General features: G+C 58.6%; 15 protein-coding genes and 1 tRNA gene. 12 read left to right on the forward strand and 4 right to left on the reverse strand.

Annotated elements, in window-relative coordinates:
* Positions 1-177: 177 nt before the first annotated feature.
* Both AC6FTP_RS09435 and AC6FTP_RS09440 read right to left on the reverse strand, forming a co-directional pair.
* A complete protein-coding gene (locus AC6FTP_RS09435; protein ID WP_497206662.1) occupies positions 178-1,125 on the reverse strand; it encodes a thiamine pyrophosphate-dependent enzyme in 948 nt (315 codons plus the stop codon).
* Positions 1,126-1,175: 50 nt separating this feature from the next.
* Positions 1,176-2,954, reverse strand: a complete 1,779-nt coding sequence (locus AC6FTP_RS09440; protein ID WP_497206663.1) for a 2-oxoacid:acceptor oxidoreductase subunit alpha — start codon at positions 2,952-2,954, stop codon at positions 1,176-1,178.
* Positions 2,955-3,135: 181 nt separating this feature from the next.
* On the opposite strand from AC6FTP_RS09440, the gene AC6FTP_RS09445 reads away from it, so the two are divergent.
* Together AC6FTP_RS09445 and AC6FTP_RS09450 are read left to right on the forward strand one after the other, a co-directional pair.
* A complete protein-coding gene (locus AC6FTP_RS09445) occupies positions 3,136-3,348 on the forward strand; it encodes a YHS domain-containing protein (RefSeq protein ID WP_497206664.1) in 213 nt (70 codons plus the stop codon).
* Between the two features lie 103 nt (positions 3,349-3,451).
* Positions 3,452-4,705, forward strand: coding sequence for an outer membrane protein assembly factor BamB family protein (locus AC6FTP_RS09450; RefSeq protein WP_497206665.1), 1,254 nt, complete (start codon positions 3,452-3,454; stop codon positions 4,703-4,705).
* Between the two features lie 90 nt (positions 4,706-4,795).
* On the opposite strand, the gene AC6FTP_RS09455 is transcribed toward AC6FTP_RS09450, so the two are convergent.
* Entirely contained in the window at positions 4,796-5,890 is a 1,095-nt protein-coding gene (locus AC6FTP_RS09455) for an OmpA family protein (protein WP_497206666.1), read from the reverse strand.
* 169 nt (positions 5,891-6,059) lie between these two features.
* On the opposite strand from AC6FTP_RS09455, the gene gnd reads away from it, so the two are divergent.
* The 10 genes from gnd to AC6FTP_RS09505 all read left to right on the forward strand — a co-directional run bounded on the left by gnd (position 6,060) and on the right by AC6FTP_RS09505 (position 15,489).
* Complete coding sequence (gene gnd, locus AC6FTP_RS09460; protein ID WP_497206667.1) at positions 6,060-7,502, forward strand: decarboxylating NADP(+)-dependent phosphogluconate dehydrogenase; 1,443 nt, start codon at positions 6,060-6,062, stop codon at positions 7,500-7,502.
* Positions 7,503-7,614: 112 nt separating this feature from the next.
* A complete protein-coding gene (gene mobA, locus AC6FTP_RS09465; RefSeq protein ID WP_497206668.1) occupies positions 7,615-8,259 on the forward strand; it encodes a molybdenum cofactor guanylyltransferase in 645 nt (214 codons plus the stop codon).
* 185 nt (positions 8,260-8,444) lie between these two features.
* Positions 8,445-9,836, forward strand: a complete 1,392-nt coding sequence (locus AC6FTP_RS09470; RefSeq protein ID WP_497206669.1) for a site-specific integrase — start codon at positions 8,445-8,447, stop codon at positions 9,834-9,836.
* A 188-nt stretch (positions 9,837-10,024) separates the two neighbouring features.
* Complete coding sequence (locus tag AC6FTP_RS09475) at positions 10,025-10,810, forward strand: hypothetical protein (protein WP_497206670.1); 786 nt, start codon at positions 10,025-10,027, stop codon at positions 10,808-10,810.
* Between the two features lie 82 nt (positions 10,811-10,892).
* Entirely contained in the window at positions 10,893-11,105 is a 213-nt protein-coding gene (locus tag AC6FTP_RS09480) for a helix-turn-helix domain-containing protein (protein WP_497206671.1), read from the forward strand.
* On the forward strand, positions 11,102-11,422 hold the full coding sequence (locus AC6FTP_RS09485; RefSeq protein ID WP_497206672.1) for a hypothetical protein: 321 nt from the start codon (positions 11,102-11,104) through the stop codon (positions 11,420-11,422). The genes AC6FTP_RS09480 and AC6FTP_RS09485 overlap by 4 nt, the downstream gene beginning before the upstream one ends.
* On the forward strand, positions 11,415-12,506 hold the full coding sequence (locus tag AC6FTP_RS09490; RefSeq protein WP_497206673.1) for a hypothetical protein: 1,092 nt from the start codon (positions 11,415-11,417) through the stop codon (positions 12,504-12,506). Before AC6FTP_RS09485 ends, AC6FTP_RS09490 begins: the two co-directional genes overlap by 8 nt.
* On the forward strand, positions 12,503-14,134 hold the full coding sequence (locus AC6FTP_RS09495; protein ID WP_497206674.1) for a hypothetical protein: 1,632 nt from the start codon (positions 12,503-12,505) through the stop codon (positions 14,132-14,134). Before AC6FTP_RS09490 ends, AC6FTP_RS09495 begins: the two co-directional genes overlap by 4 nt.
* A gap of 460 nt (positions 14,135-14,594) precedes the next feature.
* A complete protein-coding gene (locus tag AC6FTP_RS09500; RefSeq protein ID WP_497206675.1) occupies positions 14,595-14,789 on the forward strand; it encodes a hypothetical protein in 195 nt (64 codons plus the stop codon).
* A gap of 52 nt (positions 14,790-14,841) precedes the next feature.
* Positions 14,842-15,489, forward strand: coding sequence for a recombinase family protein (locus tag AC6FTP_RS09505; RefSeq protein ID WP_497206676.1), 648 nt, complete (start codon positions 14,842-14,844; stop codon positions 15,487-15,489).
* Positions 15,490-15,556: 67 nt separating this feature from the next.
* Here the strand turns inward: AC6FTP_RS09505 and AC6FTP_RS09510 are convergent.
* Positions 15,557-15,629 (reverse strand) — tRNA-Arg (locus AC6FTP_RS09510).
* Positions 15,630-15,632 lie beyond the last annotated feature (3 nt).

Raw genomic sequence — 15,632 nt, forward strand, 5'->3', positions numbered from 1 at the left:
TCCCAATCGAGAATGCTAAAGTCGAAGAGAATAAGCACGACCATCTGGCGGCTTGGTTTGAACGTTACTCCATCAGAATGAGCTGGCACGTTGGCTGGATAGGTATCTTCCAGCAGCGAAGAAAAAAACCCAGCCTCGCGGCTGGGTCTTTCGTGAATGCATTATGCCAGAGGTGCCTCACCGCATCGTCTCGAAGCGCTTGCGCAGGATGTCGCGTTGGCTCATGCCGGCGAGTTTGGCCTGGGTGTCGTCGATCCATTTCTGCTCCAAGGCGTTCTTGGTGGGGCGGTCCACGTCGTAGAAGACGCCGAATTTGCCGGGGCTGGGGAGGTCGGCGAGCTGGAAGGCGGCGACGTCGTCCTTCACGTTGTGCTGGGTTTCGTCGATGATGTCGAAGGTGCCGCCTTTCTTGGGCCAGCTATCATTGAAGCTGCCTTCATAGAACATGATGCACTCGCTCAGGCACTCGACGACGCTGAAGCCGTCGTGCAGGATGGCGCGCTCGAAGGTATCGACCATGTGCTTCACCTGCGCGGCGTGGGTGCGGGCGATGAAGGTGGCTCCGCTGGCGAGGAGCTGCTTCATGGGGTTGATCGGACGGTCGATGCTGCCGGTGGGGTCGGTCTTGGATTTGAAGCCGATGGGGCTCGTGGGGCTGGTCTGCTTTTTGGTCAGGCCATAGACGTAGTTGTCCATGATCACGTAGGTGAGCTTGATGTTTTTGCGCGCGGCATGGTTCAGGTGGTTGCCGCCGATGGAGAAGCCATCGCCATCACCACCGAAGACGAAGACATGCACGTCAGGACGGCTCAGCGAGACACCCGTGGCGAGTGGGAGGGCACGGCCATGGATGAAATGGATGCCGTGCGTGTTCATGAAGTAGGGGAAGCGGCTGGAGCAGCCGATGCCGGCCACGCAGACGATCTTTTCATGAGGATACTGGAGCTTCTCCAGCACCTTGTAGAAGGCGGCGAGCACGGCGAAGTCGCCGCAGCCAGGGCACCAAGTCGGGTGATCGGCGGTGAGAGCTTTCTTCGTGAGCTTTTCCTCCGCGCCCATGGAGGGCGGAGTGACGAGTGTCGATGGAGCGGCGGTGATGGCGGCTTCCTGAGTGGTGGCAGACATGGTCGTTTCGATTGGGTAAAGGTGGGTCAGGTGGACGAGTCGGAGGTCGATCAGGCGCTCATGATTTTTTCAGCGCCGGTGACGATCTCGCGGATGCGGAAGGTGAGGCCGTCGGTCTTGCAGATGGACTGGATTTTCGGATCGGCATACGCGGCGCGCAGCATCATGGCGAGCTGGCCGTAGCCATACATGCCCACGTCGTTGAGCTCGACGACGGCGACCTTTTTGAAGCCTGCCCACAGCTTGTCCATGCCCGCTGGCATCGGATGCACGTGGCGCAGATTCGCAGCGCCGACCTTGTGACCTTCGGCGCGGAGGCGGTTCACGCTTTCTTTGATCTGACCGTAGTTGCTGCCCCAACTGATGAGCAGGAGGTCGCCTTCCGAGTCGCCATAGACTTCGGGGAGCGGGAGCTTCTTGCTGAGCTCGACAAGCTTGTTGCGGCGCTTGTCGGTCATCTTCTGGTGCATCTTCGCGTTGCCGCTCGGATGGCCCCACTCGTCGTGCTCCAGGCCGGTGACGTGCGGGTATTTGCCGCTCATCTTCGTGCCCGGAGGTGCGTGACGCGTCATGGCATCCAGCGGGTAGGGTTTGAAGTCGGCTCCACGATCCGAGAGGTCGAGCGTGGGCTCGATCCAATGCTTGTCGAGGTCCGGCTCAGTGAAGGCCTCGATGCGGCTGCTGAGGGCCTGATCGCTCAAAATGATGACCGGGCAGGAGTACTCGCGGGCGAGGCGGCCAGCTTCGAGAGCGATGTAGAAGCAATCTTCCACATCCTGTGGCGCGAGCACGATGCGCGGGCAGTCGCCATGGCTGCCGTAGATGGCTTGCATGAGATCGCTTTGCTCGATGCTCGTCGGCATGCCGGTGGAGGGGCCGCCGCGCTGGACATTGATCACGATGAGCGGGATCTCCGCCATGCTCGCATAGCTCAGCGCCTCCATTTTCAAACTCAGCCCAGGGCCAGCGCTGCCCGTCACGGCCAGATGCCCGGCGAAGGCCGCGCCGATGGTCATGGACACGGCGGCCAGCTCATCCTCCGCCTGCACATACATGCCGCCATACTTTGGCAACTCCGTGCGCAGGGTCTCCATGATGCTCGACCAAGGCGTGATCGGATACGCGGAGCCGTAGCGCACTCCGGCGGCGATGAGACCCATGGTCATGACCGTGTTGCCATCGCTGCTGATGCGGTGTGTGTCGGTGTGCTCGCCCTCTTCGAAATGGAAAGTCGTGATGTCACCCACCGGGTAGGCATAGCCTGCGTCGAAGGCCAGCATGGCGTTGCGCAGTACGCTCTCGTCCTTTTTGCCAAACTGACGGCTGAGAATGCTCGCGACCTTGTCTTTATCGAGGCGGAAAACCGCGCACAACATGCCGAGGACGAAGATGTTTTTCCCACGATCACGGGCACTGCCGCCCACGGCCTCCACGGTCGCCGTGGTGAAGGGCACACCGATGTGATGGATGCCGCGCTCGTGCTTCACTTCGGTGACTTCACCGCTGTCGTAAAAGCAGATGCCGCCCTCGCGCACTGCGCTGATGTGGCTGTCGTAGCTGTGCTGGTAAAAGGCCACGAGCACGTCGCTTTCATCACCTGGATGCAGCACCTCGCCGCTGCCGAGATGCACCTGGAAGATCGAAGGGCCGCCACTGATCGTGGACGGGATGGTCATGTAGGTCATCACATCCTGCTGCGTGCGCCCCGCGAGACGAGCGAGGATGCCGCCGATGGATTGGATGCCGTCCTGCGAATTTCCGGCGAGGCGGATGACGGCGTTTCGAAGCGCCTTCACGGATGAAGGCGAGAGAGCTGGGGCTGTGGACATGGTGAGGTTGGGCCGACTACTACGACGGGGTTGGGGCCGTATTTTTCGAGCAGAGCAAAGAAGCTGGGGCAAACTCCTCCCCTTCGTCAAGACGGCAGCGTGCAGTCCGAGAGAAATTTGATTGCTTATCCAGCGTCCGTTTGCTCGTATCTTGCTCTGGGTCAAACACCCCCCTTCTCCCATGAAATCCATTCTCACCCTCCTCGCCGTCTCCTTCGTCGCCGCAGGCATTGCCAGCGCCGCCCCCGTGAACACCACCTGCCCCATGAGCGGCAAGGACGTCAAAGCTGGCGTCACCTCCGAATACAAGGGCAAGACGATCGGCTTCTGCTGCACCAACTGCAAAGCCAAGTTCGATTCCAATCCCGACAAGTTCGGCAAGAAGTTCAGGTAATCCAGAGCCTGCCCCAGCGCGCAGGCCTCATTGAAAAGGCGGAGTTGGATGACCAACTCCGCCTTTTTCATGCGTTCATGCTTCACTCAATCGCCAACCAACCATGAAACGGCTCCTCATTCTCTCCGCGCTCCTCCCTCTGCTCTCCGCCCAAGCCGCCAATTGGCCCATGTGGCGCGGCTCGAATGGTGATGGCACCACCACCGAGTCCGGCCTGCCGGAAAAGTGGAGCCAGACTGAGAATGTCGTCTGGAAGGTCGAGTTGCCAGATCGTGGCAACTCCACGCCCGTCGTCTGGGGCGACAAAGTCTTCGTCACGCAGGCCATCGAGAAGCTTGGTCGTCGCCTGTTGCTCTGCTTTGACCGCAAGTCAGGCACCCAACTCTGGGAAGCTGGCATCACCTACAAAGAGCCCGAGTTGACCCACGGCACTAACCCCTACTGCGCGGCATCGCCGGCCACGAATGGCGAACAAATCGTCGTCTTCCATGCCAGCGCGGGTGTCTTTTGCTACGACATGAACGGCAAGGAACTCTGGAAGCGCACCGACCTCGGCAAACAGCATCACATCTGGGGCAACGGCACCTCTCCCGTGATCGCTGGCGACCGCTTCTTCCTCAACTTCGGCCCTGGTCCCAAGACCACCCTTTATGCCTTCGACCTCAAGACCGGCAAAACGATCTGGGAGCACGACGAACCCGGTGGTGCCAGCGGCGAAGGGGCGGACAAAAAATGGCTCGGCTCCTGGGCTGATCCGCTCTTCCGCAAGATCGACAACCGCTACGAACTCATCCTTAGCTATCCAGGTCGCGTCGCCGCCTTTGATCCCATCGCGGGCAAGGAACTCTGGACCTGCTCTGGCCTGAACCCGCTGGTTTATAACTCGCCGCTGCTTACCCCAGACAACGTCGTCATCGCCTTTGGCGGTTACGGCGGCATGGGCGTCGCCGTCAAAGCAGGCGGCAAAGGCGATGTCACCGAAAAGCGACTCTGGCATCTGCCCAAAGTCAGCCAGCGCATCGGCAGCGGCGTCATCCATGAAGGCCATCACTACATTCTCAGCGATGGCGGCATCGTCGAGTGTCGCGCCCTCAAAACCGGCGAGATGATCTACAACGAACGTCTCAAAGGCCCCGGCCCTAGTGGCCAAAACTGGTCATCTCTCGTCCTCAGCGCCGACGGCAAATGTTATGCGGCAAACCAGGGCGGCGACTGCTTCGTCTTCAAAGCCAGCCCCAAATTTGAGCTGCTCTCCACGAATACGCTCGGGGAGAAAATCATCGGCAGCATCGCCGTCAGTGACGGCCAGCTCTTCATCCGAGGTTACAAGAACCTCTGGTGCATCGGGAAGAAGTGAGTTCGGGCATCAATCCAGACTCACAGCCTTCAGGCTTGGGCCGAGATCTTTTAAATCCCAACTCACCGGCAAGACCGGCTGAATGGATATTTACTGCTTCGCCCGCACCTTGATTTCCACGCGGCGATTCATGCCCTGCTCTTCCACGGTTCCGCTGGTGCTGACGATGGGTTTGCTTTTGCCCATACCAGCGGCCTGGATGCGGTCAGTGCCAAGTCGGAGGGATTGGCGCAGCCATTCGACGACGGCATTGGCACGGCGAAGGGAGAGATCGAGATTGAAGTCTTCGCCACCGAAGCTGTCGGTGTGGCCTTCGACGATGAAGAGGCTGTTGGGGTTCTTTTGAATGAGGAAGCCGAGCTTCATGAGGCTGAGGCGTGCGCCTTCCGCGAGTTGATCACTGCCATACTCAAAGAGGAGGTCGGTGGGCATGAGGATCGGCGCGGTACTGCCACCGAGGCGACCACCTCCACCGAGCAAGTCATCGAGATTGCTGAAGCCTTTCACCCGAGTCGCAGCGGCATCACCTGCGCCCTGACCCTGCTTTTTGACCTCGCCGAGGAGGTCGGCATCAATGGCTTGGCCATCCTTGGGTTCCAGCGCGCCGGCATCGAGGAGCATCTGCTTTTCGGAGACGGGTTTCGAGAGGATGTCACGACGCACGCTGGCCATCGCGCTGGCGAGATCTGGCGCAGCCATGGCTGCCTGCGGGGCGAGCAGGGACGCCATGTCATTCATTTTGCTACCACCGGGTGTGCGTCCATCGCCAGGGTCGGTTTCGCGGAGGAAATTGGTCACCTCTTTCACATTCGGGGTGAGATCGATCTCCTGATTTTCAGGGATCATTTGGGCTTTGTCGAAGTCATCGAGATTGGCTTCGAAAGCCTTGATGTCTGGCTGTGTGCCCGGCGCGATCAGCTCGGGGATTTCCTGAATGGCCTTTTGCTCTTGGAGCAGCCGGGGGTCGATCTTGATGCGATCTGGCATCTTCTTTTCAGGGACCGCGCGTGCGGTGCTGCCGAAGACGGTGTTTATTTTGTCAATGCTCACATAGAGCAGACCATGAAAGCCAAACGAAAGAATTAGAGCGAACATGATCCACCATTTGAGACTCCAGTCCTCGCGCGCACGAAAGGCAGCGCGTGGAGTGCTGCTCCAGCCGGTGGATGAGGTGATCTGAGACATGTGATGGGATTGCGAGGCGGAGCATAGCACGTCGCCTGTCGCTGACATCTTCCATTCTGGCAAAAACTGCCGCCCGCCTGAGGCACCCGATCAGCCCGGCTCATGCCTTGCATGAGGAAAATCTCCTTTGCCAAGCCGGAGGGGGCAGGTATGGACTCGGCCCCTAAATATGAGCAAAAAAAGTGACTTCGGATTGATCGGCCTCGCTGTGATGGGCCAAAACCTCGTTCTCAACGTGGAGAGCCGCGGCTTCCAGGTGAGCGTCTATAACCGCACCACCAGCGTGACGGATGAATTCATCGCCAAACACCCCGGCAAAGCCCTCGTCGGAGCCCACACCTTGGAAGAATTCGTCGAGAGCCTCGCCACCCCGCGCAAGATCCACATCATGGTGAAGTCCACCGCTGTCGTCGATTCCGATCGCGATGCCGTGGACGCCGTGATCGAGCAGCTCATCCCGCTCCTCGCGAAAGACGACATCATCATCGATGGCGGCAACAGCTTCTACAAAACCACCGAGCGCCGCGACGTGTATCTCGCCGAGAAAGGTCTCCGCTTCATCGGCGCAGGCGTCTCCGGCGGTGAAGAAGGCGCACGCAAAGGCCCCTCCATCATGCCCGGCGGCCCTGCCAGCACCTGGGAGGTCATGAAGCCCATCTTCGAATCCATCGCCGCGAAGGTCGATGGCGAGCCCTGCGTCATCCATATCGGCCCCGGCGGTGCTGGTCACTATGTGAAGATGATCCACAACGGCATCGAATACGGCGACATGCAGCTCATCTGCGAAGCCTACAATATCTTCAAGCACGCCGGCTTCACCACCGACGAGATGGCCGCCATCTTCAATGAATGGAACGAAGGTGCCATGCAGAGCTACCTCATCCAGATCTCTGGCAAAGCGCTCGAACAGAAAGACCCCGAGACTGGCGCATCCATCGTCGAACTCATCGTCGATAAAGCCGGCCAGAAAGGCACTGGTCAGTGGACGCTCATGAACGCGGCGGAAAACGCCATCGTCATCAGTACCATCAACGCCGCTGTCGAAGCCCGCATCCTGAGTTCCAAGAAGAAGGCCCGCGTCGCCGCCAGCAAGCTGCTCACCGGTCCAGCGGTCAACATCACCACCGCCAAAGCCGAGCTCGTGAAGAAAGTTCACGACGCCCTCTACGCCTCCAAAATCATCAGCTACGCCCAGGGTCTCGATCTCATCAAATCCATGGGTGAAGCCAAAAAATGGGGTCTCGACCTCGGCCGTATCGCCAGCATCTGGCGCGGCGGTTGCATCATCCGTGCCCGCTTCCTGAACCGCATCACCGACGCCTATCGCGAGAACCCCGAGCTGAGCAATCTCATGCTCGCCCCGTTCTTCATCGACGTGCTCAGCCAGACCCAGCAAAACTGGCGCGAAGTGGTCAGCCTCGCCACGCTGAACGGTATCCCATGCCCAGCGTTCTCCGCTTCCCTCGGCTACTATGACAGCTACCGCGCCGAACGTCTCCCCGCCAACCTCCTCCAGGCCCAGCGCGACTTCTTCGGTGCCCACACCTACGAGCGCACCGACAAGCCCGAAGGCCAGATGTTCCATACCGAATGGCCGGAAGTGATCGGCTAAGCCGTGGCCATGATGGCAAAGATCATAGGTGCCCTGATCCCAGGGCACCTATTTTTTTGTGCATCCGTTGATCCTGAGTTCACCAAGGTTTTTGTGAAGACAGTATTCTTGTATGTCCCGTGAAAGCTTACCAGACTTTGCCGTCCTGCTTCTGGCAGGAGGTCGCTCGTCGCGAATGGGCACAGACAAAGCCTGGCTGGACTGGCATGGATGCCCGTTGTGGCAGGTTCAGTTGGGAAAACTTTCCCAGCTTGGAGCGAGCAAACTTGTGGTCGCCTGCCGCCGCGAGCAACAGCTTCATTCAGCCATCGGGATCCCCTCCGGTATTGACTGGGTATTTGACCCCGATGGGGAAGATTCAGGGCCACTGGGAGCCATCCATCGGGTGCTGCAATTTGTATCCATGCCGGTGCTAGCACTGGCCGTGGACATGCCATTGATGACGGAGGAGTTTATGAGTGACGTGATTTGTCCCAAACTGAGCGCCCATCAGGGGTTCTTTTTCAAGATGGGGGATTATTTCGAGCCCATGGCAGCCTGTTATGCCCCCATCATGCTTCCACTGATGAAACATCACCTGCATGAGCACCAGTTCGGACTGCAAAACCTGATCACAGAGGCTATCCAGCTCGACTTGGCCTCTTCAGCAGCACTTCCACCTGAGCATCAGCCGCTTTTCGAAAACGTAAATACACCCGAAGCATTAGAATCGGGCAGGGGTCGGCAACTCGGCCCCGCTCAAAATCACCCATTTTAATCGTCTATCATAAGCGCACCCGGCAGGGATCGAACCTGCGACCAGAGGATTAGAAAAAAGAAAGGTGCCTGAGTCAGTCTGATAACGAATGATTGAGAATGAGCGCGTGAGCCTTGAAAAACAAGGCTTGAAACGCTTTTGATTCACCTCAAGCATTCATCACAAATCATCTGACTTTATCACCTATGAACAAAATAAAAGTCCAAGAAACGTCCAAGCCTGCCGAGTTCGGGATTTTGGAGGCCGAAAAAGAGGATAGTCCAAAGCTCAAAAAACAGGCCACAATAGGATTCGGAAAGACTGATGCGCGTTACTGGAAGCCGCGCCTGTATCGGAATAGCAGCACGAAGAACGGGCAGCGCTACTATGTGACGCATTGGTGCATCAAGATTGCCCACGGTGGCAGGCGTGAGACGGTGAATCTACGCACGGCCAATCAAGCGGCGGCAGCACAGAAAGCGGCGGAGTTTTACAAGGGCCTGATGCGCCGGGGCTGGGATGAGATGCTGGCGGAGTGGAAGCCTAAGCCGGTAGAAGTTCCAACGCCTGCGACCGTGGGCGAGTTCATCGCAGCGGCAGCGGCCATATCCAGCGCACGCGCTCCGACTGTCTGGGAGTATGGCGGTAGTCTCCGGCGCATCGCGGCGGATGTGGCGGGCGTCTCGCGTGATGATCCGAAGAAATGGGCGGGCCGCACAGGCGGCGCTCAAGCATGGCGTGACAAGGTGGACACGCTGCCGCTTGATCTGCTGACACCTGCCGCCGTGCATCGTTGGAGGCTTGGACGTATCAAGGCTGTGAGTGACAACCCTTTGGCACTGCGGGCGATGAAAACGACGGTCAATAGTACGCTGAGAAAGGCCAAGTCTCTATTCTCGCCAAAGATCATCCGGCACATCGGGCGCGGCTTGATCCTGCCGCCGAATCCCTTCAATGAGGCGGAGTTTTTCGAGCGGCCATCCATGCGCTATCAATCGAGGATCAATGCGCCGGAGTTGATCGAGGCAGCACGGAAACAGCTTGGTGGAGACATGGCTTGGCTTGAGTGCTGGAAAGCCTTTGTCCTGCTGATGTTCGCGGGCCTGCGGAAGAATGAAGCGGATAAACTGCGCTGGGCATCGGTGGACTTTGGCGCGGGCCTGCTTCGCATCGAAGATCACGAATGCTTTCAAGCCAAGTGTGAGGCCAGCAAAGACGCTGTGGAGATAGACGGGCAGGTGGTGGCACTGCTGAAAAGCTGGCGGGCGCTTGATCCTCAGGGCGTGTATGTCCTGCGCTCTCCCATCGCTCCTATCCTCGTGGGGCGGCAGCGTCATTACCGCGCCCCTCGCACGTTTGAGGTGCTGGCGGATTGGTTGAAGGGGAAAGGAGTCACGGCACGCAAGGCACTCCACGAGCTGAGGAAAGAGGCCGGTTCACTCGTGGCGCAAAAGCACGGCATTTACGCGGCTTCCCGCTTTCTCCGCCATGCGAACATCTCCACCACGAGCGCGCATTATCTCGACAAGAAGGAGCGTGTCACCTTGGGGCTTGGCTCGCTGCTGAATGAGGAGGCACAAGCGCCGGGCCAAGTGTGATGAAGCCTTTTCCTTGGTGTCAGTTCTTCGCCTGTGCTTTCTTCCCTTATGATCTTCGGCCTGATCTTTCTGAGCCTCCCGGCTGCATTTCTTGTCACCATGATGACGGGAGGTAGCAGCATAGGCGTAGCTACGTTTTTCAGCGTTTGCCCAGTCGCCATCGTTGGCGCTGGCTATGAGAAATAGATATGAACGCCAAGCCTGCAAAACCAAAGGTGAGGTTGAGCAAAGGAGCTTATCCCGGTGATATGCCAGGCGGGAATCTCGGCTTGGCGACCTGTAATCTTGATGATGTGCAAGCGGCAGCTTTCCACGCTGCATACAATTCCAAGCAGGCAGTTGATTACCGGCAGAGGTTGCTCGTTGATGAGCGGTTTTACACAGATGGAAATGCGGCAGCGATGATGTCGATTTCTGACATTCTGACTTCGATGGAGGATAACCATTCTGGAAAGCCTTCTCGTTTCGGCGGTGCTACACCTCCGCCAAAAGAACGCCCTGGCATTTTGAAGCGCAGGAGTTGGTTTTATAGCCAGATTGGCAAAGAGTTACATCAATGGATCAAGGCGCGCGATTTTACTTCATTCAGGAAGCTGGCTGATCTGATGGAAAAGATGCCCGATTGCACAATGGAGCGGAGCGCAAGTTTCGGCTCAGACTACGAGCTTTCATTCATTCAGCGCGCCCTCAAAAAACGCCCGACACTTCCACTTGTGATTTGGTATAACTTCAAACGCTTAACTGGGGTGCTTCGTAAGGATTTGAAGGCGAAAGCGGGCGAGTTCGATGAGTGGAAGGGCATGTTTCACGGTGTTCCCACGAAAGCAGAACTCCAAAGCAAGGTTTTGATAGAATGGGAGAAGCTGGGAAAGGTTTTTGATGAGCGGACATATCGGCTTGAGTTAAAGATGCTTGGTCTCTCTGGTTTGCCACGAGCCGCGCCAATCAAGAAGAGCGTCAAAAGGGGGAAGTGATGATTATGTTTTCCCCTGGGGATTCTGATTTGCAGCGCTGCCCCTGACCCGTTGGCTCTGATTCGGGGATTGTTTGGCCCTTATGCAAGATGCCAAACCCATATCACCAAACTCTATCATAGCCGCACCTCGCGGCCTTACTTACAAACAGGCTGCCGCCCGCTTCAATGTCGCCGCTGTGACTCTGAGGCGATGGGCGGCGGATGGTAAGCTGAAAGTCCGCCGTTTCTCTTCTACCTGCGTGCGGATTCCTATCGAAGAAATCGAGCGCTTGGAAAAGGAGGCGCTGGTATGAGTGCCGAGCTTCCTTTTCCAGATGAGCCGACGCCGTTGCAGGCGTTTGAAGTCTTCAAGGCCAGCCGCCCCGAGATCAAGCCCGCGCTCATCAAGGCCGCCCGCGCCATTAAGCAAGCCTTTGAGGTTGAGTGTGATATTCACACGGCTTACGGCCTTGCTGCTGAGCTTTACGGCCTTACCTGCGGGAGGGATTGGCTACCAGCTTTTGCGCGTGAGATCGAGGCAGAAACGGAACTGCGGTTCAAGACTAGACCAAGCCGCTTCGATGGGCTGGAGCCGCTGCTATTTAAGGAAGGGAATCTCCCTCATGATTGACCAAGCTTTACGGCAGCGTGTGGCAGAGGGGCTGCTTGGCTGTGCTCTGGATGTGGACGGCTACGCGCCGTGTCCTGGCAGGCACAAGCACACGTCCCGAGATGGGGCGCGAGATTTCAAGGTGTGGCTGGATGGCGCGCCCTCGGGCCGCTGTGTACATGATTCGTGTTCGGCGGAGGTGGAGAGCTTCAATCACGAGCTGAGGCGGCGCATCGGAGGCGCTGAGAGCGGCAGCGATGGGGCGCGGATGCCTTCAACCTTGGGTGGTGTCTCCCCGCTGCCAAAGCCCGCGCAGGGGCCAAAGCGCCCGCCTTATGATCCTGATGCCCTCCGCCGTGTGGCGGGGCTGTGTGGGCGTGCTGTCTCGCCTGATTGGCTGGCGGAGCGCTCTCCGGTGCCAGTGCCGAGCGCGGAGCGGATGGCGGGGGCGTTTCTTGGGGCGCTGTATGAGCCGGGGGAAAAGGCGCTCGTGTTCGCCTCGCAGCTCTCGCAGGGGGATTTCCTTTGGGAGCAGGGCGGCGGAGCCTTACGCCTGGCACGAGAAAGGGGCGTGCCGCCTGTGCCCTCGCCCCTGCCCACGGGTGGACTTGAGGGCGTTTGGTTCCTCACGAATCCCGTATCTGGAGAATGGCGAATCAATGCGCAGGCACGCCATAGCGAGCGCGGGCCGCGCTGGAGTCGGAGACATGGCGACTGTGTAACCTCGTGGCGGTATCTACTGCTTGAGTCCGATCACGCGCCGGATGATCTTTGGTTGCGCTGTCTGATGGTGCTACCCCTGCCCATCGCTGCCATCTACACGAGCGGCGGGCGCTCTCTCCATGCCCTCGTGAGACTGGACGCCTGCGGGAAGCTGGAATGGGATGCGCGCCGTGATGAGCTGATGCCGCTATTGTGCAAGCTGGGGGCGGATGGCGCGGCCATGAGTGCTGTTCGTCTCTCACGCCTGCCTGGCTGTCTCCGTCACGGGAAGCGCGGCAAGGATGGCGCATTGATCCGCTACGAGCGGCCCACGCTGCAACGCCTGATCTACCTGAACCCAAAGCCGCCACAAGACGCGGCTATCTTTGATTTCATCAAGTGAACAACACAACTGCACCAACGCCGAAAAAGACAGCCAAGCCTGCCACGCCGCCAGAGTCTCCGCGCCTGATGGCGCTCCGAGAAATGGCGGATGTGCCGCCGGTGGATGATAGGGCCGTGATCGAGGTGGACATCTCGCAGCCTATCGGAAAACTCGGGCGTGAGCTGGGGGCGCTGCTGAGGCCGTGCCCCATCTTCCGAATGAATGGCCGGATTGTCAGGGTGGACGAAACAACGGGTGACGTCTCCGAGATGCGGGCCACGAAGTTCCGTTCATGGGTGGAAGTCTACGCGGTGACTGGCAAGCCGAGTATTGAGGGCTTCAAGACTTGCAGCATGAGCAAGGAGACGGCGGAGGGCGTGCTAGCCTCAGATGCTTTTCTTTCGTGCCTGCGTGAGCTGAGGGCCGTGCAAAAGGTGGTGCTACCGTGCTGGAATGCGGACGCCTCGGGCGTGGAATGGCTGATGCCTGGCTACCATGAACGCACGGGCGTTTTTACGGTGGACTTGTGCCCTTACTCTGCCGCGATGACTGAGAAGGAAGCGCGGGAGGTGCTGATGGAAACCTATGCTGATTTCCCGTGGGCAGCGGATGGCGAGATGGACACGAGCCGGAGCTTTTCTGCTCATATCGCCGCCTGTCTCACGGCCTACATGCTGCCGATGTGGGGGCCGGAGCTTTTGAGGATGGGCTTTCTCTACTCGGCAAACATGCCCGGTTCTGGCAAGACAACGCTCGTGGAGTGTGCCCTGCTTCCCGTGTTCGGCCATGCTAAGGCAATGGGATGGAGCCGAAACGAGGAGACGCTGAAAAAGGAGCTGGATTCCAAAGCGCTCGAAGGGGCGTCTTACATCTTTCTCGACAACGTGAAAGCCAAGCTCTCGTCTGATACTCTCGACAAGCTCATTACCTCGCCCGAGACGGAATGCCGACTGATGAACCGGCATGAGATGGGCAGCGCTGAAAATAGGCGGGTGGTTTTCGTCACGGCCAACGGCGCGCGGACAGATGCGGACCTCGGTCGGAGGCTCCTACAAATCGAGCTGCATAGCCGCTCCGATCCGGGTGAACGTCTCGCCACGCTCAAGCGGCCATTGTGCAAAGCCACGCTCTACGCTCCGAGCTGGCGCGCCCGCCAGCTCGCCGCACTGCGGGCCGTGGTAGAGCACTGGCACGCCGCCAAGTGCCCGCGAGTGGCTAAGACGCGCACCACGTTCCAAGAATGGGAAAGCATCATGGCCGGGATACTGGAAGGCATCGGCTTTGCGAATCCCTTCACAAAGCCACTCATGGGCACAGATGAGCAGGGGGCCGCGTGGGCGCTCTACTTTGTCCGCTTGGCTAAGGAGATGGATGCGGTGCCAGTGACCATCTTCACTCTCACGAAAATGGTGGACGTGGCGCGGCAGGAGCCGGACCTGATGCCGGAGATGCTACCGGGCCAAGCAGACAAGGAAGGCCGTGCCCTCCATCATGCCATCGGCCAGCATCTCAAACGCAAGTATGCGAAGGGTGGATGGGTGTTCCAGAATGAGCAGGGCTTACGCTGTGAGTTCGGGAAAGCTCCTGATTCAAGCGAAGGCTCGCGCTATCAAATCCGCGTGCTGGATATTCTCGCTAGCGAATGAGATCACGACAAAAACCAACGAGCGTTGAAACCCGCGCTCGTTGGTTTTGGAGGCCCCCCGCGCCCCTACAAAAGGAGGAGGCTTCACATCATTTGTCGAGATGCCACGACCCGCCGGGGGCAATGCCCCCACGGGGGGATAAGGAATCTTTTCCCCTACCCCCTAAGGTATGCAGGTTAAGTGTCTCTCATTGCATTTGGGGGTGCTCGCGCAATTCAAATAGCGCAACGATTGAACGCAGGTCTTGCGCTTTGATGTTGAGGGATGCGTTAAGGCCATCATCGCGCAATCGCTCTGCCGTTGCGCCGATCACCTGCCACTAGCTGCCACTCTGGAGCCCTTGATTTATCAAGGGAAATGGCAGCATGGCAGCTAAACTTGGTATTCCAGACATAGAAAGAGAGGACGTGTCCTGTGTCGTAGCTGGCGGAGTAGCGGCTAAAATTTGCTGGATGCTGCCATGCTGCCATTTTTCCCAGTAGATCAAGGCTCCGACGAATGGCAGCTACTCGCTAAAGTGGCAGCTCGCGGCCCGATCTGGCAGGAAAACCGCGCCGGAATGCCTGCCGTGCCCTGGCTGGTGTATTCAAATAATCATCCTGCCGCCAGAGAACGGAAAATGCAGGGCTGGCGGGCCGAAAACGGGCCGTTTTAGCGTGTTCGAGAAAACATTTGATTATTTGAATACACTCGGCAGCGTGGAACACATGAAATCGCCCTCCGCTCCTGTCCCCGTCGCCATCCTCGTCCGTGTCTCCACTGCCAAGCAGGAGACGGCCCGCCAAGTTTCCGAGCTTAGCGCCCTGGCAGAGTCGAAAGGCTGGCAGGTGGTGGCAATCTGTGAAGAGGCCGGAGTCTCGGGCCGCGCTGATGAGTGCGACCGCCACGGCCTGCATGAGGTGGAAGAGCTGGCGCGGGCCGGTAAGGTGAAAAAGGTGCTCGTGCATGAAGTCTCACGCCTCGCCCGCCGAAACTCCATCGTTCACAAATTCGTGGAGACGCTGGAAGAGCTGGGCGTGTCCCTCTACTGGCACAGTCAGGCCGTGGAAACCCTCATGCCATCCGGCAAGCGTAACCCTGCCGCCTCTGTGATGCTCGCATTGCTGGCAGAGATGGCGCGCCACGAAACGGAAACCCTGCGGGAGCGCATCAATAGCGGGCTGGCTGAGGCGCGCCGGAAAGGCGTGAAGCTGGGCAGGCCATCGGGAAGCAGCTTGGACAGTGCCGAGCTACTGGAGAAACACAGGGACATCGTGAAGGCATTAAAAGCAGGCCAGAGCGTTCGGAATGCCGCCAAGATTACGGGCAAAGGGATTTCCACCGTGCAACGGGTGAAAGCTATGCTTCCCGCCTGAGTGTCCAAAATGTGTCCAAGTTCACTTTTTCGCTCAAACTCACCCGCCGTAAATCGTTGATAATGAGCGCACCCGGCAGGGATCGAACCTGCGACCAGAGGATTAGAAATCCACTGCTCTATCCACTGAGCTACGGGTGCTTT

This window comes from Prosthecobacter sp., assembly GCF_044378005.1.
Classification (GTDB): Bacteria; Verrucomicrobiota; Verrucomicrobiia; order Verrucomicrobiales; family Verrucomicrobiaceae; genus Prosthecobacter.